20 protein-coding genes are annotated in these 25,419 nt (G+C 47.4%); 12 read left to right on the forward strand and 8 right to left on the reverse strand.

Going from position 1 to position 25,419, the window contains the following annotated elements:
• Positions 1-442: 442 nt before the first annotated feature.
• On the forward strand, positions 443-583 hold the full coding sequence (locus ONT19_RS07750; RefSeq protein WP_264952795.1) for a hypothetical protein: 141 nt from the start codon (positions 443-445) through the stop codon (positions 581-583).
• Between the two features lie 54 nt (positions 584-637).
• On the opposite strand, the gene ONT19_RS07755 is transcribed toward ONT19_RS07750, so the two are convergent.
• Positions 638-1,336 (reverse strand): HAD family hydrolase, encoded by a 699-nt coding sequence (locus tag ONT19_RS07755; RefSeq protein WP_264952794.1) that lies wholly within the window; start codon positions 1,334-1,336, stop codon positions 638-640.
• A 245-nt stretch (positions 1,337-1,581) separates the two neighbouring features.
• Between ONT19_RS07755 and ONT19_RS07760 the strand changes: the two genes are divergently transcribed.
• The 3 genes from ONT19_RS07760 to queF all read left to right on the forward strand — a co-directional run bounded on the left by ONT19_RS07760 (position 1,582) and on the right by queF (position 5,356).
• On the forward strand, positions 1,582-3,828 hold the full coding sequence (locus tag ONT19_RS07760; RefSeq protein ID WP_200758365.1) for an inorganic phosphate transporter: 2,247 nt from the start codon (positions 1,582-1,584) through the stop codon (positions 3,826-3,828).
• A 339-nt stretch (positions 3,829-4,167) separates the two neighbouring features.
• Entirely contained in the window at positions 4,168-4,860 is a 693-nt protein-coding gene (locus ONT19_RS07765; protein WP_264900711.1) for a queuosine precursor transporter, read from the forward strand.
• Positions 4,861-4,900: 40 nt separating this feature from the next.
• A complete protein-coding gene (queF, locus tag ONT19_RS07770; protein ID WP_006847219.1) occupies positions 4,901-5,356 on the forward strand; it encodes a preQ(1) synthase in 456 nt (151 codons plus the stop codon).
• 71 nt (positions 5,357-5,427) lie between these two features.
• Here queF and menB read toward each other — a convergent pair whose 3' ends face one another.
• The 4 genes from menB to ONT19_RS07790 form a co-directional block, all read right to left on the reverse strand.
• On the reverse strand, positions 5,428-6,249 hold the full coding sequence (gene menB, locus ONT19_RS07775; RefSeq protein WP_022121706.1) for a 1,4-dihydroxy-2-naphthoyl-CoA synthase: 822 nt from the start codon (positions 6,247-6,249) through the stop codon (positions 5,428-5,430).
• A gap of 93 nt (positions 6,250-6,342) precedes the next feature.
• Positions 6,343-8,151, reverse strand: coding sequence for a 2-succinyl-5-enolpyruvyl-6-hydroxy-3-cyclohexene-1-carboxylic-acid synthase (gene menD, locus ONT19_RS07780; protein ID WP_264952793.1), 1,809 nt, complete (start codon positions 8,149-8,151; stop codon positions 6,343-6,345).
• A 107-nt stretch (positions 8,152-8,258) separates the two neighbouring features.
• A complete protein-coding gene (locus ONT19_RS07785; protein WP_264952792.1) occupies positions 8,259-9,437 on the reverse strand; it encodes a chorismate-binding protein in 1,179 nt (392 codons plus the stop codon).
• On the reverse strand, positions 9,434-9,880 hold the full coding sequence (locus ONT19_RS07790; RefSeq protein WP_119238091.1) for a PaaI family thioesterase: 447 nt from the start codon (positions 9,878-9,880) through the stop codon (positions 9,434-9,436). Before ONT19_RS07790 ends, ONT19_RS07785 begins: the two co-directional genes overlap by 4 nt.
• A gap of 272 nt (positions 9,881-10,152) precedes the next feature.
• On the opposite strand from ONT19_RS07790, the gene lysS reads away from it, so the two are divergent.
• From lysS to ONT19_RS07825, 7 genes are all read left to right on the forward strand, one after another.
• Entirely contained in the window at positions 10,153-11,883 is a 1,731-nt protein-coding gene (lysS, locus tag ONT19_RS07795; RefSeq protein WP_264952791.1) for a lysine--tRNA ligase, read from the forward strand.
• A 138-nt stretch (positions 11,884-12,021) separates the two neighbouring features.
• Entirely contained in the window at positions 12,022-13,020 is a 999-nt protein-coding gene (locus tag ONT19_RS07800) for an NAD(P)H-dependent glycerol-3-phosphate dehydrogenase (RefSeq protein ID WP_117691619.1), read from the forward strand.
• An 84-nt stretch (positions 13,021-13,104) separates the two neighbouring features.
• Positions 13,105-14,460: a glucose-6-phosphate isomerase gene (locus ONT19_RS07805; RefSeq protein ID WP_264908931.1), complete on the forward strand. Its 1,356-nt coding sequence runs from the start codon at positions 13,105-13,107 to the stop codon at positions 14,458-14,460.
• Positions 14,461-14,463: 3 nt separating this feature from the next.
• Positions 14,464-15,189, forward strand: coding sequence for an HAD family hydrolase (locus ONT19_RS07810; RefSeq protein ID WP_117691754.1), 726 nt, complete (start codon positions 14,464-14,466; stop codon positions 15,187-15,189).
• Positions 15,190-15,254: 65 nt separating this feature from the next.
• Complete coding sequence (gmd, locus tag ONT19_RS07815) at positions 15,255-16,364, forward strand: GDP-mannose 4,6-dehydratase (protein ID WP_022121697.1); 1,110 nt, start codon at positions 15,255-15,257, stop codon at positions 16,362-16,364.
• Between the two features lie 5 nt (positions 16,365-16,369).
• Positions 16,370-17,575: a GDP-L-fucose synthase family protein gene (locus ONT19_RS07820; protein WP_118065348.1), complete on the forward strand. Its 1,206-nt coding sequence runs from the start codon at positions 16,370-16,372 to the stop codon at positions 17,573-17,575.
• A gap of 15 nt (positions 17,576-17,590) precedes the next feature.
• On the forward strand, positions 17,591-18,793 hold the full coding sequence (locus ONT19_RS07825; RefSeq protein WP_117691623.1) for a uracil-xanthine permease family protein: 1,203 nt from the start codon (positions 17,591-17,593) through the stop codon (positions 18,791-18,793).
• Between the two features lie 298 nt (positions 18,794-19,091).
• Here ONT19_RS07825 and ONT19_RS07830 read toward each other — a convergent pair whose 3' ends face one another.
• Genes ONT19_RS07830 through ONT19_RS07840 form a run of 3 tightly spaced genes read right to left on the reverse strand, consistent with a single transcriptional unit; the run spans position 19,092 to position 24,489 of the window.
• The gene (locus ONT19_RS07830; RefSeq protein WP_264952790.1) at positions 19,092-20,507 is read right to left on the reverse strand and encodes a hypothetical protein; all 1,416 of its coding nucleotides are present in this window, start codon (positions 20,505-20,507) and stop codon (positions 19,092-19,094) included.
• 26 nt (positions 20,508-20,533) lie between these two features.
• On the reverse strand, positions 20,534-23,356 hold the full coding sequence (locus ONT19_RS07835) for a TonB-dependent receptor (protein WP_264952789.1): 2,823 nt from the start codon (positions 23,354-23,356) through the stop codon (positions 20,534-20,536).
• A 59-nt stretch (positions 23,357-23,415) separates the two neighbouring features.
• Entirely contained in the window at positions 23,416-24,489 is a 1,074-nt protein-coding gene (locus tag ONT19_RS07840) for a metallophosphoesterase (protein ID WP_264952788.1), read from the reverse strand.
• A 287-nt stretch (positions 24,490-24,776) separates the two neighbouring features.
• Between ONT19_RS07840 and ONT19_RS07845 the strand changes: the two genes are divergently transcribed.
• Positions 24,777-25,331: a hypothetical protein gene (locus ONT19_RS07845; protein WP_264952787.1), complete on the forward strand. Its 555-nt coding sequence runs from the start codon at positions 24,777-24,779 to the stop codon at positions 25,329-25,331.
• Positions 25,332-25,419 lie beyond the last annotated feature (88 nt).

The raw sequence follows: 25,419 nt of genomic DNA on the forward strand, positions 1-25,419 counted from the left end.
CTATTTCATTTAGAGCAGAAGTAATCTTCCCCTGCCAAAATGGGTATTTCTGTCAATATTTATAACCAAATTTTGCATACTGGTAAACTTGGAATCTAGCAACGAAAATAGGGAGTTTTGGGCATCCGAATTCTCTATTTTTTGTTTCTAATTAAGCGAATACCCTATAGTTGTACAACTATAAAGTTGTAGTCGTACGACTATAGAATTCCTATTTTAGCGCTATTAACCAACAAATCCATAATTCCTTGATTATTAGCATATTACCATTTTCTTCCATATTTTCAATATTCACAAAGAAATAAGAATCGTTTGAAAATACGAGAATCTCAGCAAGGGAAATGTATAAAAATAAAACGACCCGCACATTTGAGCATCGTTGAGAGGCTTGGCGGGTACTGGTGCTGCAAAGGTACGAAGATTTTTCGAAACCTGCAATTTTTTGGGGAGAAATTTTAATTTCATCAGCCTCTGGGATGAGGAAGAGGAGCAGCGCAAGGAGATTCTGCATCTCTTAAGCACCTTCCACAGTCCATTCGTTGAGACTTTGGTATCACTGAAAGATGAAGAAGGAGAAGAATAAAAGTATTATATGAGTATTTTATAAGGGGTTTTAAGACCCTTATAAAATATCGAGTTATAAGATATCGAGAAGTTCCTCGAATCTTGAAATACGACGGAGCTTGGGATGTTCAAATTCCTCTGTCTTTTCATGCGCCCATGTGGTATGAAAAGGGATATGGACAGCCGAAGCTCCGATTTTTAATGCCGGAGCAATATCACTCTTGAAACTGTTACCCACCATCACCAGCTCGTCGGGAGTTACATCCAGTTCCCTGCTGAGACGATGATAAGCCTTGGGCGTCTTGTCGCTCACGATAGTCACCACATCAAAATACCGCTGCAGACCCGAACGCCACAACTTATTCTCCTGATCCATCAACTCACCCTTGGTGAAGACTGCCAGCTTATATTTCTTCATCTCACGGAAACAAGCCAAGGTTTTCTCTACCCCTTCCAAAGGCTTGGCATCAAGATGCAGGAGACTCTTACCCAAGTCCACAATTTGGGCGATGACATTCGCCTCCACCTTACCATGACTCACCTTCACCGCATTCTCTACCAGGGATATGGTGAAAGCCTTGCAACCATAACCCAAATCAGCCATATTTTTACTCTCCGTCTCGAAGAGAGCAGCAGAAATATCCTTTTCCTTTCCATATTCCGCAAGCAGCTCGCAATACTCATGCTCCACGTCCTCGAAATAGTTTTGTAATGCCCAGAGCGTATCATCGGCATCGAAGGCTATCGCCCTGATATCTTTAAATCTATCCATTTTCATGTTTGTTATGTTTTACACCTTATTATATATAGGCGTTCTGACTGCAAAGATACTACTTTCTTTCAGAAAAACAGAAGAAAAATCGTTTTTAACAAGAATGTAACATCTGTTTAAATAGCCTGTAACATTTCCTACGTACTTTTGCAGCCGAAAAGAAGGAGGAAATGGATAACTCCCGCAAATAAGGGGAAGAAATGTCCCCCACAAAGTAAACAATAACAATAAACATTAAGATAATAATGGGTACAATTTATTTATGTATTGTGATCTTCCTGCTCTGTTTAGCAGTGTTCGATCTCTTCGTAGGAGTCAGCAACGATGCTGTCAACTTCCTGCAATCTGCCATCGGAGCTAAGGTGGCTAAGTTTCGCACGGTGCTGATTATCGCATCTTGCGGTGTGGTTCTCGGAGCCATCATGTCATCGGGAATGATGGATATCGCCCGCCATGGTATCATGAGTCCTGACCACTTTACATTCGAAGAGGTAATGACGCTCTTCCTGGCGGTCATGGTGACTGATGTCATCATCCTGGATGTGTTCAACACCTTAGGTATGCCAACCTCAACTACTGTCTCTCTGGTATTCGAGTTACTGGGTGGTGCTTTCATCCTCGCTACCCTGAAGATGTACGGCGACGATAGCCTCAACTATGGCGTATTGCTCAATAGCAACAAGGCGTTGGAGGTAATCATGGGTATCTTCTCATCTGTCATCATCGCCTTCGTGTTTGGAGCCTTTGTAATGTGGCTTTCCCGTATCATTTTCACCTTCAACTACCGCAAGCACAGCCGCTACAGTATCGCTATCTTCGGCGGTATCGCCTTTACAGCCCTCTCTTACTTCATCTTCATGAAGGGTTTGGGCAAGAGTCCTTACCTGCCTGCTGAGGTGCGCGATTACATCGACCAGAATCTCGGTTTTCTCATCTGCATCACCTTCGTGGTGTCTGCTGTAGTAATGGAATTCCTGCACCTCTGCCGTGTCAACATCTTCAAGTTTACGGTGCTGATGGGTACTTTCGCCCTGGCTATGGCTTTCGCTGGTAACGACCTGGTAAACTTCATCGGTGTGCCTCTGGCTGGTCTCTCTTCTTATCAGGACTATATGGCAAATGCCAACGGTGCAGCGCCAGACCAGTTTATGATGACTTCATTGATGGAGAGTGCCAAGACAACTCCAGGCTTCCTGCTTGCTGCCGGTGCCGTGATGATTATCGCCATGGCGACATCCAAGAAAGCACAGAACGTAATCAAGACTTCTGTTGACTTGAGCCGTCAGGACGAGGGCGATGAGATGTTCGGCAGTTCTTCTGCAGCCCGCGTGATTGTACGCAACTGCCAGGCTACAGATTCATGGTTGAAGCAGTTTATGCCAAAGGCGCTGATGAACTGGATCAACAGCCGTTTTGACAAGAATGATGTTGAACTCGAGGAGAGTGCTGCTTTCGACGTGGTTCGTGCAGCCGTTAACCTGGTACTTGCTTCCATGCTGATCACCATCGGTACCAACCTCAAGTTGCCTCTCTCTACCACCTACGTTACCTTCATGGTAGCTATGGGTTCTTCACTTGCTGATAGAGCATGGAGCCGCGAGAGTGCCGTATTCCGTGTAACAGGTGTATTGAGTGTAATCGGTGGTTGGTTCATCACAGCCGGTGTAGCTTTCGCAGCCTGTGCCATTGTTTGTATCATCATGCACTTTGGTGGTGTGGGCATCCAGGCTTGCTTCATGGGTTTGGTTATCTACCTGCTCATCCGCAGCAACATCCAGTATAACAAGAAGGCTAAGGAAGAGGGCAAGAGCAGTACCTTCCAGCTGATGATGCGTTCCCGCGACCCGGAGATTGTATGGGATTTGCTTCGCCGTCAGGTTTCACGCACCCAGTCTTACGTCTGCCACTTCGCCCTGAACGAGTTCAACCAGATTATGGATGGTCTTGCCAACGAGAATACCCGCGACCTTCGTCATGCCAACAAGGATCTGAAGAAGGAACAGGATATGCTGAAGAAGTTCCGCCGTCAGGAGATGCTCGGTTTGAAGAAATCGCCTATCGAGATTGCCATCGAGCGCAACACCTGGTTCCATCTGGGTGCCAACAGCAACCAGCAGTTTATCTACTCTCTGCGCCGTATGCTCGACCCAATCAAGGAACATGTTGACAACAACTTCAATCCGCTTCCTGCTGAATACATCAAGGAGTTTACTCCTGTACGCCAGAAGATCAACGACCTGATGCGCATGAGCTGCGAACTGATAGAGACCGGCAGATATGACAGCTATCGCGAGATTCTTGCCGAGGCAGATGCCTGCAAAGACGAACTCTCTGTTCTCCGCAAAAAGCATATCGACCGCATCCAGCACATGACAGACAATACGCTGATGCAGATTTCTCTGGTTTATCTCAACGTACTGCAGGAGAGTCAGGAATTCCTGAGTGTGATGAGGCATCAGTTAAGAGCTGCAAAGAAGTTTATGGAAAAGTAAATTTTCTCTGACATCTTGTCATGAAACTACTTTTTGGTATATCAGTTGCTTGATTACAGATGACAGCGGATAACAAGAGTGTTATTTCGCTATCACAATATAATCTGAAAAGGTTAGTTTCTCATAGGTTAAGATTGTTAGGTTTAGTTTTTAGAAAAAAGTTTTAGGTTTTTAGTTAGATAAGGGCTCCAAGTGCTAGTGATTAGTATTTGGAGCCATTTTTTTTGCCCAAATATTTGGCTATTAAGAAGAAATGTTGTAATTTTGCAGCCGATTTCTGAAAAGAATCATCATATTCAATAACCCGAGTGCTTGGTAAACCTCGTAAAAAACAAGAAAATGGACAAGAAAAAAACTCAAGTGAGCGTGCTGTTTATGCTTTTCAGCATCCTCTTCTGCGTTTGCCTGATTGCAGCAAACGTACTCGAAACAAAGCAAATCGCCTTCGGGCCAGTTTCCCTTACCGGTGGACTTATCGTATTCCCTGTAAGCTACATCATCAATGATGTGGTATGCGAAGTATGGGGCTATCAGAAAGCGCGTCTGTTGATCTGGACCGGCTTTGCGATGAACTTCTTCTTCGTGGCGCTGGGTGCTATCTGCGATGTGATTCCAGCAGCGCCTTATTGGACCAACGATGCCGGTTTTCATGCCATCTTCGGTCTGGCACCCCGCATTGCAGCAGCCTCTTTCGTAGCCTTCATCATCGGTTCATTTGCCAATGCCTATGTGATGAGCGTGATGAAAATCCGCGATGGTGGCAAGCATTTCTCTGCCCGTGCCATCCTCAGTACCATTGCAGGTGAGAGTTGCGACAGTCTTATCTTCTTCCCACTTGCCCTGGGCGGTGTGGTGCCTACATCAGAATTGCCTTGGCTCATGCTCTGGCAGGTGATACTGAAGACAGCCTACGAGATTGTGGTATTGCCTCTGACCATCCGTGTAGTGAAATACGTGAAGAAGCATGAAGGTGAAGATGCATACGACAATAACATCTCCTACAATGTATTCAAGATCTTCAGCCTCGGCTAAAAGACATCAGTAAATATCAAACATTAAAACATTACCAAGCGTGGATAGAAAAGAAGACGGTCTTCAGGCATTAGGTGCCAAGACTACATATAGAATGGATTATGCGCCAGAGGTGCTCGAAACTTTCGTGAACAAGCATCCTGGCAATGATTACTGGGTACGTTTCAACTGCCCTGAGTTTACATCGCTCTGCCCTATTACGGGTCAGCCAGATTTCGCAGAGATTCGCATCAGCTATATTCCTGACGTAAAGATGGTAGAGAGCAAGAGTCTGAAACTTTATCTCTTCAGTTTCCGCAATCATGGCGACTTCCATGAAGACTGCGTGAACATCATCATGAAGGATCTCATCAAACTGATGGACCCTAAATATATAGAGGTAACAGGCATCTTTACTCCTCGTGGCGGCATCAGCATCTGGCCGTATGCCAACTATGGCAAGCCAGGCACCAAATACGAGAAACTGGCAGAACAGAGATTCGCTACTCACGAATAAGAAACAAGAAACCTCAGAAGATTGGCAGATTGCTTTTCTTCCGAGGTTTTTATTGTTTATAGATGATGAATTTATGGGAACTGAGGATAATCCTCGAAGCGAGGCTTGCGCTTCTCAAGGAACGCCTTGCCACCCTCCTGAGCCTCATCCATCGTATAATAGAGCATCGTGGCATCGCCAGCCAACTCCTGAATACCAGCCTGACCATCCAGTTCGGCATTCAAGCCAGCCTTGATCATACGGAGTGCCAGAGGTGAACGTTCCATCATGATTTCAGCCCACTCTACACAGGTATCTTCCAACTTTTCGAGAGGCACCACCTTGTTCACCATTCCCATCTCTTCAGCCTCCTTGGCAGAATACTGCTTGCAGAGGAACCAAATTTCGCGTGCCTTCTTTTGTCCCACCATTCGTGCCAGATAAGAAGAACCGAAACCGGCATCGAAGCTTCCTACCTTAGGACCAGTCTGACCAAAGATGGCATTCTCTGAAGCGATGGTCAGGTCGCACATCACATGAAGCACATGACCGCCACCGATGGCATAACCATTCACCATAGCGATGACCGGCTTTGGCAGACGGCGAATCTGCATCTGTACATCGAGCACATTCAGGCGAGGCACACCATCGTTACCCACATAACCGCCTCGGCCCTTCACATGCATGTCACCTCCTGCACAGAACGCCTTATCGCCGGCACCCGTCAGGATGACCACACGGATATCCAGACAGTCGCGGCAATAGTTGAATGCCTGCGCCATCTCCCAAGTGGTCAACGGTGTGAAGGCATTACGGTAGCGCTCACGGTTGATGGTAATCTTAGCGATATGATTATACTCCTCGAAGATGATTTCCTTGAAATCAAAACCTTCTATCTTCTTCCATTCTCTCATTTTACTTTGAACTTTGAATTTTGAACTTTATGATTACTTACTATCTTATTTTTTTGACAGAACTATCAGTTATAGTTCCTTACAGGTCCTCTATCAGCACTTCTGAACGGCTTCCAGCATCTCATTATCTACATCCATATCTGTGAAAACCTCCAGGAGCATCGGGCGCTCGCTCTCGGCATGAATCAATTGGCTGATGCCCTGTTCCATCTCTTCCATCGTATGAGCTGCGAGATATTTTACCTCATTCTGACTACAGATTCCTTCAGCCGTTGCATGATGCTTTGCCATTATTATTTCTTCGCGAGCCTGACTCTCCTTTAATCCCTGGAACTTGCCAAAGATGGCACCGCCACCATTATTGAGCACGATGATACGGAGCTTGCCGTTCAGATTTCTATTCCAGAGCGCATTCTGGTCATAGAAGAAACTCAGGTCGCCGAGAACGCAGTATACATGCTTATCAGACTTGTTCTTGCACATCGAGAAACCTACAGCCGTAGAAAGAGAACCTTCTATGCCGTTCACACCACGATTGCAGTAAACATGGCGGTCGGCATACTGATTCATCAACCGGATGGCAGAACTGTTACCGGAGATGACGCTGCTCATCAGACCAGGAAGGAAAGTATCGAATTCGCGGTCATAGATACCATCGTCCTGAGCATCTTTATCGCCTAAGGTGAACGCTTTGAAATCCTGAGGCTCAACCTTCTGAAGCTGGCTGAAGAATTCCTTTACGGTAGCCAGACTGCTGAACTCAGGCTTGAAGTTCTCTTTGCGTTCATAGCTTTTAGCCAACGCATCCATCCACAATTTGCGATAATCCTCCCAGTGGTTGTGCCAGCCAAAATTACCCAACCATGACATGGCATCACTGTTTGGCAAATCCATCACTTTAGTAAGATGCATGAACGTATCTTCGATATCAGCCTCTTGCGAGATTCTTATCTGCTCAACTCCTTTAAGCGAACGCAGATAAGATTTCAGCTTCTTGCTTACAATATGTCCACCTATATAAACCACCAGGTCAGGACGGAATCTTTCATCGTCCTTTATTTCATCCAGCAAATTCTCGAAAGCGCCATACAGGGTGGTTTTATTCCAATCTTCTCCCAGTTCTTCCTGAACCTTATATAGATAAGGTGGCATTGCCAGAGATTCCCATAATATAGGCATCCGGTCAATATAAGCCAACAAGTCTACATATTTTTCGGTATTGTCCAACTGTCCTATTACCAACAATGGACGTTTGGCTTTTAACACACATTCAAAAGGGGTCCCATCAAATGTGTCAATATTTGCCCTGCAGTAAGCAACCTCTATCTTGCGCTCAACGGGCAAAGCTTCTTTCGTAAACGAATAGAAAGGCTCAGAGATAGGTACATTGATGTGTACAGGACCCTTTACCCGCCCCATGCTTTCCAACAGCGCTTCGTTGACCAGCCGGTTGCAATACCAATGCATCTCTTCCTGCTGCTCACCTGCGAACACTTCTGGCAGAGATACTGCTTTTCTTACCATCTGCCCCAAAGCATCAGGCTGAGGAAGCGTCTGACCATCCAGCTGGTTGATCCACTGTGCCGGTCTGTCGGCAGAAATCACTATGAGTGGGATTTGCTGATAATAAGCCTCAGCTACTGCCGGATAAAGATTGAGCAATGCAGAACCCGAAGTCACACAAACTACGACAGGCTGATAACCTTCAGCCATAGAAAGTCCAAGAGCTTGGAAGCCGGCGCTACGTTCGTCGGTTACAGGATAGCAAGTGATGTTTTCACACTCGTTGAGATTGTGAACTATGGCTGCATTTCTGCTGCCCGGACACACCACTGCATGGCGAACACCATGCGCTACCAGTAAACTTGTCAAAATATTGACGTTTTCTTTATTGCTATACATTTCACCTTATTTTTTAGGTTGTTTTTATGTTTTCAGATTCTTGAAGAGCCTTTGTCTTTTAGCATTATAAAATCAGAATGAATCCCTATCATTTCTCTGCAAGACCTTTACAGGACCGACAGGATGGTCTGCATCTTAGCTTCAGTTTCCTTCCACTCCTTCTCCATCTCGCTTTCCTTCAGCAATCCGCCTCCGGCATAGAGTTCGCAGGAGCCGTCATCCAGGATGTTCATGCAGCGCAGGGAAACATAGAGATGCGTCTTACCTTTCGGCGAAATCGGTCCCACAAAACCACTATAGTATTTGCGCGACTGATGTTCATGCTGCAGGATAAACCGGCGAGCTTCATCCTTCGGTATTCCACAGACGGCAGGCGTAGGATATAAGGCATCGAGCACATCGCCCAAACGCCCCGTATCATGCAGACGGAAAGCGATGTCGGTACGGAGATGATAGAGATTGGCAGCCATCGTGGTATAAGGTCCCTTCTTCTGATATTCATCCGAAAAGACCTTGATGCAATCCTCGATATAATCGGTTACATACTGCTGTTCCTCTCTGTTTTTCTCCGACCATTCTATCCCTTCTACCGGATAATCGGCTACGGTCTTGGAAGGTTCAGCCTTTTGGGTGCCTGCCAGCGACATGGTTGCCATCTGATTCTGTTCACCTTTGAGCAGAATTTCAGGTGTAGCCATCAGCCATATACCCGATTGGGGTGTATAAACCAAGGCTACAAAAAGACGGGGATACATCCGGCAGGTCTTCAGAAACAGAGCCTTTAAAGAGTCTGCATCCTGCACAACTGAAGTATTGACAGTATTCTGCACAGCTGAAGTCTTGCCGACATCTTGCACTGCTGAAGTCTGGACTGATTCTAAAGGCTGCCGATGACTCTGAATACGCAGTTTTCTTGCCAGAACAATCTTGCTGAATTTACCTTCAGAGAGCTGCCGGTGAAAGCATTCAAACTCCCTTGCATAGGCTTCAAAATTACGTCCCGACGTAAATTCTGCTGCGTCACGACGTAAATTCTGCTGCGTCACGACGTAGGAAGTGCCGCATCGCGATGCATTTTCAGCCCCCTCGGCAGAGAGAAGTTTGCTTTCATCCGGATGCATTAACACCACGGGACATTCGCTGGATGGTGCGAAAGGAGCTATCACGAAACCTTCCTTGCCATTCAGTTCTGCCACAGAAGAGAGTACCTCAGGTTCTCCCTCATGCTGAGCCACATAGGTAGCATGGTGCAGATAAGGCAGACGATAATACGCAAAAGCTATCATACCTTAGTTTCTGCCCCCTTTTTCTGATTGTCTTTCTTTGGAGTGAACACATAGTTGGTTACCTGTACGGTACAGATTACCTCACCAGCCGTATTCTTGATATCCACCTGCCAGGTATGCAAGGTTCTGCCCTTGTGCACAATCTTGGCAAAGGCAGTAACCGTATCGCCCTCGCTGACCGCCTGAACGTGAGTACCGTTCACGTTGATACCCACGGCAATCTGTCCCGGACAGAGCGCCAGGGAACCGATACCCGCCACATTCTCGGCAAGAGCCAGAGAAGCACCTCCACTCAAGAAGCCGAAAGGTTGGCGATTACGCTCATCTACCATCATCGTTGCCTGAAGCGTATCAGGCTCAGGGGTAGAAATGAAATGCATTCCAAGGGTCTTGGATAATCCATCAGTCTTGCTGATTCTTTTTACTAATTCATCTATGTTCATCTTATTATCTCCTATTTTTCGTATTTTGTTATTGATTCAGAGCTATTCGTTTTCTCTTCGCTCCAAAGTATGTTTCTGATAAACTCAACGCAAAGGTAAGACTTTCTTTAGAGAAAACAAAATTTATCGCACTTTTTATTTGATGAAGGGCAAACTTTACATACCTTTTCCTTTCTTTAATAATAAAAAACATAAAAAACGGCATATAGTTCAGATTTATTTTGTATTTTTGCACCAAAAATAAGAAAATAAAAGATATATCTGAATAGAATATGAACATTTTAGAGCTAAGCGAACAGGAAATCGTTCGCAGACAGAGTCTTCAGACATTGCGCGAGATGGGCATCGACCCATATCCAGCAGCAGAGTTTCCAACCAATGCATTCAGCACAGATATCAAAGCTGAATTCAAGGACGAGGACGAGCCACGCCAGGTAGTTATCGCCGGACGTATGATGGGTCGCCGCGTAATGGGTAAAGCTAGCTTCGCTGAGTTGCAGGACTCAAAGGGAAGAATCCAGGTCTATATCGCCCGCGACGAGATTTGTCCAGACGAGAACAAGGACCTTTATAATACTGTATTCAAGAAACTCCTCGATATCGGTGACTTCATCGGTGTAAAGGGTTTCGTATTCCGCACACAGACTGGCGAGATTTCTGTTCACGCCAAGGAACTGTGCCTGCTCTCTAAGAGCTTGAAGCCACTCCCTATCGTGAAGTACAAGGATGGCGTGGCTTACGACAAGTTCGACGATCCTGAGTTGCGTTACCGCCAGCGCTACGTTGACCTCATCGTTAATGATGGTGTAAAGGATACTTTCCTGCAGCGTGCTACCGTACTCCGCACACTCCGCAGCGTACTCGACAACGCAGGTTATACTGAGGTAGAGACTCCTACCCTTCAGAGCATTGCCGGTGGTGCTTCTGCCCGCCCATTCATCACCCACTTCAATGCGCTCGACCAGGATATGTACATGCGTATCGCTACCGAGCTCTACCTGAAGCGCCTCATCGTAGGTGGTTTCGAGGGTGTTTATGAAATCGGCAAGAACTTCCGCAACGAGGGTATGGACCGTAACCACAACCCTGAGTTCACCTGTATGGAGCTTTATGTTCAGTACAAGGACTACAACTGGATGATGGCTTTCACAGAGAAGTTGCTCGAAACGATCTGTATCGCCGTAAACGGCAAGCCAGAGCGCGAGATTGATGGCAACATCATCAGCTTCAAGGCTCCATATCGCCGTCTGCCTATCCTCGATGCCATCAAGGAAAAGACCGGTTTCGACTGCGACGGCAAGACCGAGGAAGAGATCCGCGCATTCTGCAAGGAGAAGGGCATGGACGTAGATGAGACCATGGGTAAGGGTAAGTTGATTGACGAACTCTTCGGCGAGTTCTGCGAGGGAACCTTCCTCCAGCCAACCTTCATCACCGACTATCCTGTAGAGATGTCTCCATTGACCAAGATGCACCGTTCTAAGCCAGGCTTGACCGAGCGTTTCGAGTTGATGGTAAACGGTAAGGAGCTTGCCAATGCATACTCTGAGCTCAACGACCCAATTGACCAGGAAGAGCGTTTCATCGACCAGATGAAGCTTGCTGACAAGGGTGATGACGAGGCGATGATCATCGATCAGGACTTCCTCCGTGCCCTCCAGTATGGTATGCCTCCAACATCAGGTATCGGTATCGGTATCGACCGCCTGGTAATGCTGATGACCGGCAAGACCTTCATCCAGGAGGTATTGTTCTTCCCACAGATGAAGCCAGAGAAGAAGATGCCACAGAGCACCATCAAGGAATGGGAAGAGATTGGCGTGCCAGAGGATTGGGCATACGTGCTCCGCAAGGCAGGCTTCAACCTCATCTCTGATATCCGTGAAGAAAAAGCACAAGGCTTGCAGCAGAAGATTGGAGAAATCAACAAGAAGTACAAGCTCGGCTACGAGAAGCCTTCTGTTGACGACATCCAGGGCTGGATTAATGCAGCAAATGCTTAATTGATAATGCATAATTAATAATGTATAATTAATAAAGAGTTCCGGCTTTTTATTGGTTATACATTATATCTACAAACAAAGGCGAAAGCCTCATTATACATTATTAATTATTAATTATTAATTATAAATTCATTCGAAGTGTTCAACTGCGGTAAAATAGCGATAATTGGCGGCGGTAGCTGGGCTACGGCAATAGCCAAGATTGTGGTGGGTCATACTCATCATATAGGCTGGTATATGCGTCGCGATGACCGCATCGAGGACTTCAAGCGCATGGGGCACAACCCTGCCTATCTGATGTCAGCACGATTCAATGTAGATGAGATTTTCTTCTCTTCCGACATCAACAAGATAGTGCAGAACTACGATACACTCGTGTTCGTCACCCCGTCGCCTTATCTGAAGAATCATCTCAAGAAGCTCAAGACGCGAATCAGCGATAAGTTCATCATCACAGCCATCAAAGGTATTGTGCCTGATGAAAACCTCGTTTGCTCAGAGTATTTCCATCAGGTTTACGATGTGCCTTACGAGAACCTCGCCTGCATCGGAGGTCCTTCTCATGCCGAGGAGGTGGCACTGGAGCGACTGAGCTATCTCACCGTGGGCTGTAGCGATACCGAAAAGGCGCGTGCCTTCGCCAACGATTGTCTGGCGAGTGAATTCATCAAGACCAAGACTTCGAGCGACGTCATCGGTATCGAATACTCTTCGGTTCTGAAGAACGTATACGCCATCGCAGCAGGTATCTGTGGCGGTCTGAAGTATGGTGACAACTTCCAGGCGGTACTCATGTCAAATGCTGTTCAGGAGATGCACCGCTTCCTGACAGCCGTCCACCCTATCGACCGAAGCATGTACGACTCAGTTTATCTGGGCGACTTGCTCGTAACAGGTTACAGCAATTTTTCCCGCAACCGCACCTTCGGAACCATGATAGGCAAGGGCTACAGCGTGAAGAGTGCGCAGATAGAGATGGAGATGATTGCAGAAGGATATTTCGGCACCAAGTGTATGAAGGAAATCAATCGCCACATGCACGTCAACATGCCGATTCTCGATGCTGTATATAATATATTGTACGAGCGCATCAGTCCGCAAATCGAAATCAAACTCTTGACCGACTCGTTCAGATAGGCACATCCTATCCGTCGGTTTCGGCAGAAGAGTTTGTCTTCAAGTAGTAACATTAACACATTCATTTAGATATTAAAAGAAAAAATGAAAAGTATCAGCTTAAACATTACAAAGGCTGCATCATTCCTTGCAGAAGGTGCAGTAAAGGCTTACGAGCCTAAGGTTAAGGCCGCTCAGGAAGCTCTTGAGAACGGCACTTGTGAAGGTAACGATTTCTTGGGATGGTTGCATTTGCCATCTTCTATCACTCCTGAGTTCCTCAATGAGATTCAGGCTGTTGCCAATACTTTGCGCGAAAAGTGTGAGGTGGTTGTTGTAGCAGGTATCGGTGGTAGCTACCTCGGTGCACGCGCCGTTATCGAAGGCCTCGGCAACTCTTTCGCTTGGCTCGTAAACGACAAGAAGAACCCTACTATCCTCTTCGCAGGTAACAATATCGGTGAGGACTACCTCTTCGAGTTAACTTCTTTCTTGAAGAACAAGAAGTTTGGTGTCATCAATATCTCTAAGTCTGGTACCACTACTGAGACAGCTCTCGCTTTCCGTCTTTTGAAGAAGCAATGCGAGGAACAGCGCGGTAAGGAAGAGGCTAAGGATGTTATCGTAGCTGTAACCGACGCCAAGAAGGGTGCTGCACGTACTTGTGCTGACAAGGAAGGTTACAAGAGCTTCATCATCCCTGATAATGTAGGTGGCCGCTTCTCTGTTTTGACCCCAGTAGGTTTGTTGCCTATCGCAGTAGCAGGTTTCGATGTAAAGCAGCTCGTAGCTGGTGCGGCTGACATGGAGAAGGCTTGCGGCAAGGACGTAGCTTTCGAGGAGAATCCTGCAGCTATCTATGCAGCTACACGTCAGGCTCTCTATACTCAGGCTGGCAAGAAGATTGAGATTGTATGCAACTTCCAGCCTAAACTTCACTACTTCGCTGAGTGGTGGAAGCAGCTCTATGGTGAGAGCGAGGGTAAGGACCAGAAGGGTATCTTCCCAGCAGCTTGCGACTTCACTACCGACCTTCACTCTATGGGCCAGTGGATTCAGCAGGGCGAGCGCTCTATCTTCGAGACTGTTATCAGCGTAGAGACTCCTAACGAGAAGTTGCTCTTCCCTCACGATGATGAGAACCTCGACGGTTTGAACTTCCTCGAGGGCAAGCGTGTTGACGAGGTGAACAAGATGGCAGAGCTTGGTACACGTCTGGCTCACGTTGACGGTGGTGTTCCTAACATCCTGGTTAACGTACCAGAGTTGAACGCTTACTACCTCGGTCAGCTGATCTACTTCTTCGAGAAGGCTTGCGGTATCAGCGGTCTCTTGGAAGAGGTGAACCCATTCAACCAGCCTGGTGTTGAGGCATACAAGAAGAATATGTTCGCATTGCTCAACAAGCCAGGTTATGAGGCAGAGAGCAAAGCTATCCAGGAGCGCTTGAAGAATGAATAATTGATGAAGGAAATTATTTTTAAATATATGAAAGAACACGGCTTTGGGGAATTCAACCCTAAAGCCGTGCTTTTTGATATGGACGGCGTGCTGTATAACAGTATGCCAAATCATGCTGTGGCATGGCAGGAATCGATGAAACAGTTTGATATCCACATGACAGCAGCCGATGCTTATGCCACCGAAGGAGCCCGAGGCATTGACACAATCCAGATGATGGTGAAGAAGCAGAAGGGCATCGACATCACGCTGGACGAAGCACAGAAAATGTATGATGTGAAGACCGAAATATTCCACTCGATGCCTACTGCCGAAATATTTCCTGGCGTAAAGGAAATCATGCAGAAGATTAAAGATGCCGGCATGCAGGTAGGAGTGGTAACAGGAAGCGGACAGCGCCCGCTCATCATGCGACTGCTCAACGACTTCGGCGATTTTCTGGATGAAGCACATATCGTAACCGCCTATGATGTAAAGCGCGGCAAACCAAATCCTGACCCATATCTCATGGGATTGCAGAAGGCAGGAAACCTGAAACCCTGGGAAGGCATCGTGGTAGAGAATGCTCCTTTGGGCGTCCGTGCCGGCGTGGCAGCCAACATTTTTACGGTAGCAATTAACAGCGGTCCGCTACCAGATGAAGAATTATCCAATAAGGGTTGCAATCTACTCTATCACCAGATGACTGAATTCTGTGATGACTTTGAAAACCTGATTGCTAAGGCTTAATCCGGTTCACCCACAGATATTCTGACTTATTCAATAAAAAGACATCATTAAAAACATATAATGACATGAATAGAAAAGTAGCTTTAATTACAGGTATTACAGGCCAGGATGGTTCATACTTGGCTGAATTATTGTTGGAAAAAGGGTATGATGTTCACGGAACTATCCGCCGATCATCTACCGACTACCGCGAAAGAATTGCCCATTTGGAGGGTACACCTAATTTCCATCTTCACTATGCTGACCTCGGTGACTCTATGAGTATCATTCAGGTAATGAACAAGGTGAAACCTACTGAGGTATATAATCTGGCAGCACAGAGCCACGTACAGGTGAGCTTCGACTCCCCTGAGTTTACAGCAGATGTAGATGCTACCGGTGTGCTCCGTATCCTGGAGGCTATCCGCCAATGCGGTCTGGAGAAGACCTGCCGCATGTATCAGGCTTCAACATCTGAGCTCTACGGTAAGGTAGAAGAGGTCCCTCAGAACGAGAACACTCCATTCCACCCTTATTCTCCATACGCTGTTGCCAAGCAGTATGGTTTCTGGATTGTCAAGGAGTATCGTGAGGCTTATGATATGTTCTGCTGCTCTGGTATCCTCTTCAATCATGAAAGTGAGCGCCGTGGTGAGACTTTCGTAACCCGCAAGATTACTTTGGCTGCAGCCCGCATCAAGCAGGGCAAGCAAGACAAGCTCTATCTCGGTAACCTGGATTCGCTCCGCGACTGGGGTTATGCCAAGGATTATGTAGAGTGTATGTGGCTGATTCTCCAGGCTGAGAAACCAGAGGACTTCGTGATTGCAACAGGTAAGCAGCACTCTGTCCGTGAGTTCGCCCAGCTGGCGTTCCACTATGTAGGAATCGAACTGAAATGGGAAGGCAAGGATGAGAACGAGAAGGGTATCTGCGTTGAGGGTCCTGAGGAACTCATCGGCAAGACACTCGTTGAGGTTTCTCCTGATTTCTACCGTCCTACCGACGTGGTAAACCTCTGGGGTGACCCAACAAAGGCTAAGGCTAAGCTCAACTGGAATCCTAACACCACCTCTTTCGAGGATCTCGTAAAGATTATGGTAGAGAGCGATATGGCGAAGGTTGCTGCCGAGGATGCCGGTCAGAAGGTTCGCTGCAATCTTGCAGAATATTTGGAAAAGGGAATTGTTAAGTAATTATGTTGGATAAGAATTCAAAGATTTATATTGCAGGACACCACGGACTCGTGGGTTCTGCTATCTGGAATAACCTCAAGAAGAGAGGTTATAACAACCTGGTAGGTCGTTCTCACAAAGAACTCGACTTGACCGACCAGTATGCAGTAGAGAAGTTCTTTGACGAGGAAAAGCCTGATGCAGTAGTATTGGCTGCTGCCTTCGTGGGCGGTATCATGGCGAATTCATTGTATCGTGCAGACTTCATCATGCAGAACATGAAGATGCAATGCAACGTAATCAGCAACGCTTATTCTCATGGCGTGAAGAAGCTCCTCTTCCTGGGCTCTACCTGCATCTATCCTAAGAATGCACCGCAGCCTATGAGCGAAGATGTGCTCCTTACTTCTCCGCTGGAATATACCAACGAGGAATATGCCATCGCCAAGATTGCCGGACTGAAGATGTGCGAGAGCTACAACCTTCAGTATGGTACCAACTATATCGCTGTGATGCCAACCAACCTCTATGGTCCTAACGATAACTTCCATCTGGAGAACAGCCACGTAATGCCTGCGATGATGCGCAAGATTTATCTTGCCAAACTCATCCACGATGGCGACTGGCACAGCATCGAGGTGGATATGAACAAGCGCCCTATCAACCCTACTGATAAGCTCCGCGAAATCATCGGCGAGGGTAACGTAGACGGCAGCAACTCTCACGAGCGCATTCTGAAGGCGCTGGAGTTCTATGGCATCTATGACAACAAGGTAGTACTTTGGGGAACAGGCAAACCATTGCGTGAATTCCTCTGGAGCGAGGATATGGCAGATGCCAGCGTTCACGTGCTTCTGAATGTAGATTTCAAGGACATCATCGGTATCGAGAAGTACAGTTCTGTATTCTATGGTGCCAAGGTAGATGGTGCTGTGGATAGAAACAACTCTGAGGGCCGTGGTGGCGCTATCCCTTCTCTCGGTGAGATTCGCAACTGCCACATCAACGTGGGTACCGGCAAGGAGCTCACCATCCGTGAACTTTCTGAACTTGTAGTAAAGGCAGTAGGTTTCGAAGGCGAGGTAGAGTTTGACGCCAGCAAGCCAGATGGAACCATGCGCAAGCTCATCTCTGTAGATAAGCTCCACAGCCTCGGCTGGACGCATAAGGTAGAGATTGAGGATGGTGTGAAGAAACTCTTCGACTGGTATCAGGAGAGTCTGAAAGACTAATAAAGAATATCGACTATGGATACAGAACAACTTTCTATGACCAAGAAAACCCTTGTGGGAGTACAGTTCCTGTTTGTGGCTTTCGGTGCAACGGTTCTGGTGCCTCTTCTGATAGGCATCGATCCGGCAACGGCTCTCTTCACCGCTGGTGTAGGAACCTTTCTTTTTCACTTCATCACCAAGGGTAAGGTGCCTATTTTCCTGGGCAGTTCCTTCGCCTTTATCGCCCCTATCATCGCTGCAACCAAACAATGGGGACTGCCGGGAACAATCGCCGGACTAACCAGCGTTTCTCTGGTGTATTTCGTCATGAGCGCCCTGGTGAAATGGCAGGGCAAGAAACTGTTGGACAGGATTTTTCCTCCGGTAGTCATAGGTCCCGCCATCATCCTCATCGGTCTCTCCCTTTCGGGCAGCGCTGTGGATATGGCAAAGACCAACTGGATTCTCGCCTTTGCATCGCTCATCACCGCTATCCTGGTGCTTACCTTCTGCAAGGGCTTGATGAAGCTGGTTCCTATCATTTCTGGGGTTATCGTGGGCTATGTCATCGCCATCTGCATGGGCGAGGTAGATTTCTCGGGCGTGGCAGCGGCATCATGGTTCTCCTGTCCTGTATCCTTCGATACCATCACCCATTTCTCCTGGGCTCCATTCCTCTATATGTTGCCCGTGGCGATAGCTCCGGTGCTGGAGCATATCGGCGATGTATATGTAGTGAGTGCCGTAGCCAAGAAGGATTTCGTGGCAGATCCGGGATTGCATCGCACGATGTTGGGCGATGGACTGGCATGTCTCTGTTCAGCCTTTCTGGGCGGACCTCCTGAGACCACTTATTCAGAGGTAACAGGTGCGATGTCTATCACCAAGGTAACGAGTCCTGCCGTGATTCGCATATCCGCAGCCACCGCCATCTGTTTCTCTATCGTGGGCAAGTTGAGTGCTTTGTTGCAGAGCATTCCTCAGGCGGTTTTAGGTGGCATCATGCTGCTGCTTTTTGGAACCATCGCAAGTGTGGGCGTTCAGAATCTGATGCAGAACAAGGTAGACATGAATGAAACCCGCAATGTCATCATCATCTCTGTGATGCTGACGATGGGCTTGGGTGGCGCCGTTCTCTCATCCGGTTCCTTCGCCATTTCCGGCATCGGTCTCTCCGCCGTCATCGGCGTAGTTCTCAACCTCGTTCTTCCTAAGACGAAGAAGAAAGAGGCATAAATAAGGAAAAAGCTTTGAAAACGAGATTGTTTTCAAAGCTTTTTCTTTTTTATTAGAACAAAAAGAGGGGTAAAACAAGGATTTTAACCTACTAAAACAGTTCTTTCAACTAAGAATAAAAGCATTTATAACTAGATAAAATCTCCGTTCATAGACGTTGAATGTCCGTTCAAAGACGTTGAACCGCCGTTCATAGACGCTGAACCGCGGTTCAACGTCTATGAACGGAGATTTCAATAGGGTTAAAGAACATTTTATCCTATAATCAACCAAGACTTTTCCCGAGATTAACACATTATTAATACAGGAAGAAGGAAGAAAGGAGATAAGAGGAGAGTCCGAATCTTGCACTTGGCAATGGGGCGGCAAAGTAATAGTTCTGGTCGTTATTCTTATCCAGGAAATTCACCTGCTTCATACCGAAGAATGGCAGACCCTCTGGGAAGAGCGGAGTAAAATCAGTTACACCACCAGAAAGAGCAGGACTGCCTGCCTGATAATCGAAATTCCAACTCTTGTCGAATGCTAATGGAGCACCATTCTCCACTTTATCAATCTCGCAGTTGATATTCATCTTCTCGCTCTGCTTGAAACTCTTGAAGAGAGGGTTGAGCTGACCAGCCACGCTACTCTTGATGTCGGTATCAAACCAGATGCCGAGCTCTGCACCCTTCGCCATCTGTGCTACGCCAGGCTCTGTAGATGCAAAGTAGTAGTTTGGAGTAAGACGGCTGTGCTCCATATCTACACCATCCTTCTTTGGCTGCTTCAGACCGAAACGGGAATCGTAGATGAGGTTGTTCACGAAGATTGGCTTAGCTGCCTTCTCTACCCAGACAGAACCACCCTTCTTGTTCTTGGAACGGCGCCAGCCGCAGTTGATGATGGTGTTGTTATAGGCGGTCATCTCAGAGAGAGGAATCACCTCGCTATTTCCGGCATTCGAAAGCTTGAAGGCGTTGGTGCAGGCGTTGTAGATGATATTGTTGGCTACATCGAGCTTGCAACCCGCTTTCACGTTGATGGCCTCACCGCCATCGGCTGCATTTCCGCTATCGGCAAAGATATTATTGATAATCACGCCGTTACCACCGGTAAAGTAAGTCTGGTCGTTGTAGTTGTCATGGAAGAAACTGTTTGCCATCACAAACTTGCCGTTCACATTACAGAAGTGGAAGGCTGGCACACCGCCATCGATGGTGGTCTTGAAAAGCTTGTTCTGGAAAGAAGCTGAACTCTCGGTAGGAGTAGCACCAGCATAGGCCACATCCACGTGGTTGAGCACCACCTCCTCAGAATTATATCCGCAGATGATGCCGCCCCAATCAGCAGGCTTCCTGGTATCAGAAGTAAAGACTACCGGTTTTTCGGCGGTTCCCAGACAATAGAGATTGCCCAATACCACGATTTCTACCGGCACCTGAACCTCTGACTTGCAGGTAACGGTTACGCCCGGCTCAATGTAGAGCGATGCTCCTACAGGAATCTCTACGCTCTGGCTCAGAGTAGTATCCTTGGTCCAAACCACAGAACCTGGAGGATATTCTGCCACCTTCGTTGTAAAGGTTTTTTCAGAACCCTGGTTCTCATTACTTCCATTACCGCCATTATTCACGTAATCGTATGGATTGATATTATCGTTCTCGCAAGATGTGGAGAACATTGCAGCTGCTGCCATCATAAGCAAAGCAGTAAAAGTATTTATCTTTTTCATTTTTTACCTTTTTACTTTTTTACCTTTTAAAGTTTGTATCTTACTCCCAGCAGGAAGGTTCTGCCATACTGATAAGTGCCCACGATGGTCTTATCGCTCTTCTGACCCTCATACTCCAGGTTGCTCTTGTTCACGGTCTTCAAGTATCTCTCGCGCTTGGCATCGAGCAGATTGTTTGCCTTGAAGAAGATGGAGATGCCGTTCTTGAATTGCTTCTCGGCACTCAGATCGAGACCGAACATCGCCTTGTCCCACTGGTCGGCATCCTTGAAAGGAGAAACCAGGGCAAGCTTGGTGCCCGTGAAGGAAGAGGCCAGCTGCGCATTCCAGCCATGCTCCGTATCCTTATATAATAAGGAGATGTTGGCGGTATGAGGAGCCTGGTTAACCAGCGGACGGGTCTGGGTTACACCCGTCTTATACTCGGCACTACCCTCCTGGTACTCACGCTTCGAGGTGGTGATTTCAGAATGGGTGTAAGTATAATTCGCCTTTACTCCGAAGTGGCGGATGTACTTGATTACGTCGATTTCGAAGCCCATGTTCTTGGCATTACCCAGGTTATCAGGCATGTAGTAGGCATCGGTTCCGGCGCCAATCTTGCCATCCGATGTTACGAACACCTGCTCTATAGGGTCTTTCAGATACTTATAGAATACGCCGGCAAGAATCTGCTCGGTCTTGCTTGGGAACCACTCCCAGCGCAGGTCGATGTTGTCGATGCGGGCACGCTTCAGGTTTGGATTACCTTTTTCCTGATACTCCTCGCCCTGAATCTGATAAGGCACTATCTCGTAGAAGCCCGGACGGTTGATGGAGCGATAGTAAGAGAGACGCACGTTCATCTTCCTGGTTGGCGTCCACTTGATGGATGCCGATGGCAGATAATCCCAGTAGCTCTGCTCGCCCACCTGTCCCATGTTGCGGAAATGCTGGAGCATGGTGTAAATCTGGTTGGTGTGCTCGGCACGGAAACCGGCATTCAGTTCGCCCACCTCGCTCTTCAGGGTTACCATGGCGTAGGCTCCGCCGATGTGCTCCTTGGAATCGTAGTTGAGCTGGGAAGCCTGAGAATAAGGAGTCTTGCAAACCCAATCGATGTTGGCATACTGGTCTATTCCGTTGCCATCCAATCGGTGCGAAATGTCGGCAGGATTGAAGATGTAAGAATAATATCTGTTGCTGCGTTCCTTTCTGCGATACTGTGCACCCGCCTTCCAGAGAGCCTCCACAGAGTTGGCGAAACGGGTATCGTAAGAGAGGTTGATGTAACCCGCCCAGTCGGTATCCTTGTTGTGCTGGAATCGGCGTTCGGCACTCTTAGGCAGGGTCTTGATGATGTTCTTGTCGCCTTCCCAGATGGAACCCGAAACGGCATCGCCGCCATTCTCGGCAGTTCTGCTTATGGTGTTGGTCAGGGTAACGTAAGTTCTATCCGGATCTTCCTCCTTAGCCTGCGAGAATACGCCCGACCAATCTATGGTAAAATCCTTGGTAAGATGATGCGTACCCTTCAGATTGGTGGCAAAGATGCTCTGGGTGGTTGAGAGAGAACGCACCTCATCATCCTGGGTGTAGCTGTCGGCTCCGATGTATTCGGTGTTGACGCTATTGTTATATCTGGTGCCTTTGGAATTAGTGCGCACATACATGTTGTACCACTCCAGCTTATGGCCAGGCAGGGTTAAATCGAACTTGGCATGAGCACCCGCAGTAAGGTCGTGGATGCTATAATAGCGATGCTGCAGGGAGTAAATGTACATGGCCTGTTCGCCCGAAGCCATCTTTACGGAATTGTAGGTGCGCTCGGTGCCACGGAAAACATTCTGCACGCTTCCGGCAAGCATCACGCCCAGGCGGTCGTTCCAGAAGCGGTTGCCGATGCTCAGACCTCCTATGAAGTTAGGAGCAGGAAGAGAATGACTCTTCAACTGAACAGGACCGTTCTTGAAATCGCTCATCTGCGCCTTGTAGTCTTTTCCGAAAGCCTCGTAAGGAGATTTCTTTGTATAATCAGAGCGGTTGCTGGTAAGAAAATCTCTGCCATCCTTCCAGAAATAATCGCTTGCTCCGATGGCTGCATTCGCCTGAATCTGGAAGCGGGATGGGGCATCCTTCATCACCATATCCACCACGCCGCCGGCAGCATCGCCTTCCATATCAGCAGTAAGAGACTTGGAAACCACGAGGCGGTCCATCAGATCAGAAGGGAAGATATTCAATGGGATGTAACGGTTTTTATCATCCGGACTAGGAATCTTCACGCCGTTTACCAGGGTGTAGTTGTAGCGCTTGTCCATGCCTCGGAGGATGGCGTAGGAAGCCTCGCCCGATGCATCACGCTCCATGGTTACACCCGATACTCGCTGCAGAACGCTCGCCACGTTGACATCAGGCGAAAGCTGGATGCTCTGCTGGCTCATCACGTTGAGCACGTTGCCGGCATTCTTCACGGTTTCTATGGCGCTGCGGTCGCTGCGGTATTCACGATGACCGGTAATCACCACTTCGCCCAACTGCTTCAGGTCTTCATCCATCGGAATAGTCAACTGTCCATCCTTTCCCTCTTTGGAGAAGTCTTTAGCCACATCCACTACCATCTCCCTGGTCTTGTAAGACATGTAGGAAACGATGATGGTCACCTTGCCCTTATCAGGCAATTCATGCAGGGTGAAAGTACCATCAAGTCCGGTAGTGGTACTCACGTTGGGCAGCTCCTTTACTCGGATTACGGTTCCGATGAGGGGTTCGCCCGTTTTGTTATCCTTGACTATACCATCCAGCGTATGTGCCTGGATGGCGGTAGTCGCTGCGGCAAGAAGCGCCGCACTCAGTAAAAATCTTTTCATCTATATCGCTATTGAATTCTTCATTCGTTTCTTTTCGCAAAAAAGCTTCTTTTACCTTTTTACTTTTTTACCTTTAAAACCGTGTGAATGATTTTTCCATCCTTGTCGATCATCGACATTCTCAGCTGCTTCTTATCTGCTGTAAATACAGAGAAGCCATCGGCAGGACTGCAGAACACGGTGCCATCGATAGGCTTCACAGAGCGAGCCAGAGATGAAGAGGAATTGACTACATAGTCGATGTTATCGCCCTTCTTCCGGATGTGCTGGAAGTTGTGGATGTGACCGCAGGCATAAATCGCCACATTATTATATTTATGGAGGATAGGCAGGAGGCGCTTCTGCATGTCGAGGCGCTCATTCTCCTTCTTCGTGGTGTAGGCATAGATAGGATGATGACCTACCACGATGACCCAGTCTTCCTTGGCATTCTTCAGAGTTTCGTCGAGCCAGGAGAGCTGAGCCTCAGCATCCTGCTTGCAGGCATCAGGATAGATTTCCGCATTCTTGCGATAGGAATCGATGAGGGGTGTGGTGTCGAGGAAGATGACACGCACGGTGGTTCCCTTGTGGTCGAACACCTTGGTGTAATATTTGGCTGGCATCATCCAGCGGCGGCTCACCTTGCCGTAGTCCATAAAAGCCTGTGTATTACCACGATACTCATGGTTGCCGCAAACCGGGAACCAGTTGAGCATCAGGTCGGGATGAGAATAAACATATTCGTAATTGGTAAGCCACAGAGGATCCTGGGTAGAAGTCACGCCATTGAAATGGTGGATGTCGCCCACGGCAAGTACGCATTCAGGATCTACTGTGCCCGCCATCTCGCCCATCAGTTCGGCGATAGACTTCTGGTCATAGTAGCCGTTGCGTCCCATATCATTGGTCATGTAGAGGGTGATTTCGCCCTTCAGTTTCTGCCATTCGGCAGCATTCGCCTTCCAGTTTGGATTCTGCGGAATGGCGGTTGCTGCACTCTGAGAGCAGGTTGTTAATGCTGTGTTTTGAGCCTGTGCAGTCAAGCCTCCGCCCAATAATAAAGCCGAAGCCAAAACTACAGTTGCTACTCTACCTTTCATCATAGCAAAGCCATTCATGCTGCTATGCTTACCCGATACTTTCTTTTCCATTTTTCTTTATCTGACTATAAATACCTTTATTAAAGATTTCCCCTTTCGGGGTAATTCCTGTTAAATTTCGGGTGCAAAGGTAGGGGTATTATGTGTCAATGAGGTTACAAGGATTTTAATTAGCAGATAAAAGATACTACAATCTTATTACGGGAGTTTTCCCCGATGCTTTTAGGGAAAATCATACATCAGATTATGGTTTTCCCCTTGTTGTTTTCAGCTATTCTCCCTATCTTTGCACCAGAAATAAATAAATGCAGTAATAACCCTTTAAAGAGAAGATAGTTATGAAAAGAATGATTATGACATTGGTAGCAGTATGGATGATGATTACATCTATGAATGCTCAGAGACTGACAAATATTCAGGCAGAAGCCCGTTTTATCACAGATAAGATGGTGGTGGAACTGGGATTGAGCAGCGTTCAGCGCAACAGCATTCTGAACATCAATCTCAATTATCTCAATGGCATCCGCAGCTATCGCGACATTGATGCCTACGGCTGGCATTACCGCAACAAGCAGCTCAAGCGCATGATGACCGCCAGACAATGGAAAAGATTCAAGGACTCTTACTATTTCTATCGCCCTATCGGCTGGCAGAATCATGTGTATGTTCACCATATATATACCAAGTATCCAAAGCATAACTGGGGACACGACAAGCGCCGCCCTCGCCCTGAGTGCAGCTACGGAAGACCGGGATGGCCAGGCGGAACCCATGTAACTTATGGACCAGGAAAGCCGGACAAGCATCACAAGCACGACAAGAAGTGGAAGCATGACAAGAAGAAGTGGAAGCACGATAGAGATTGGGATGATGATGACGATGATGATGATTGAGTTAATGACTGGGATTAAGCCAAACATTCGATGATAAAACAAAAGAAATCCAAGCTAGAGATCATTCTCCGGCTTGGATTTCTCGTTA

This window comes from Segatella copri (assembly GCF_026015625.1).
GTDB classification, from domain to species: Bacteria; Bacteroidota; Bacteroidia; order Bacteroidales; family Bacteroidaceae; genus Prevotella; species Prevotella copri_H.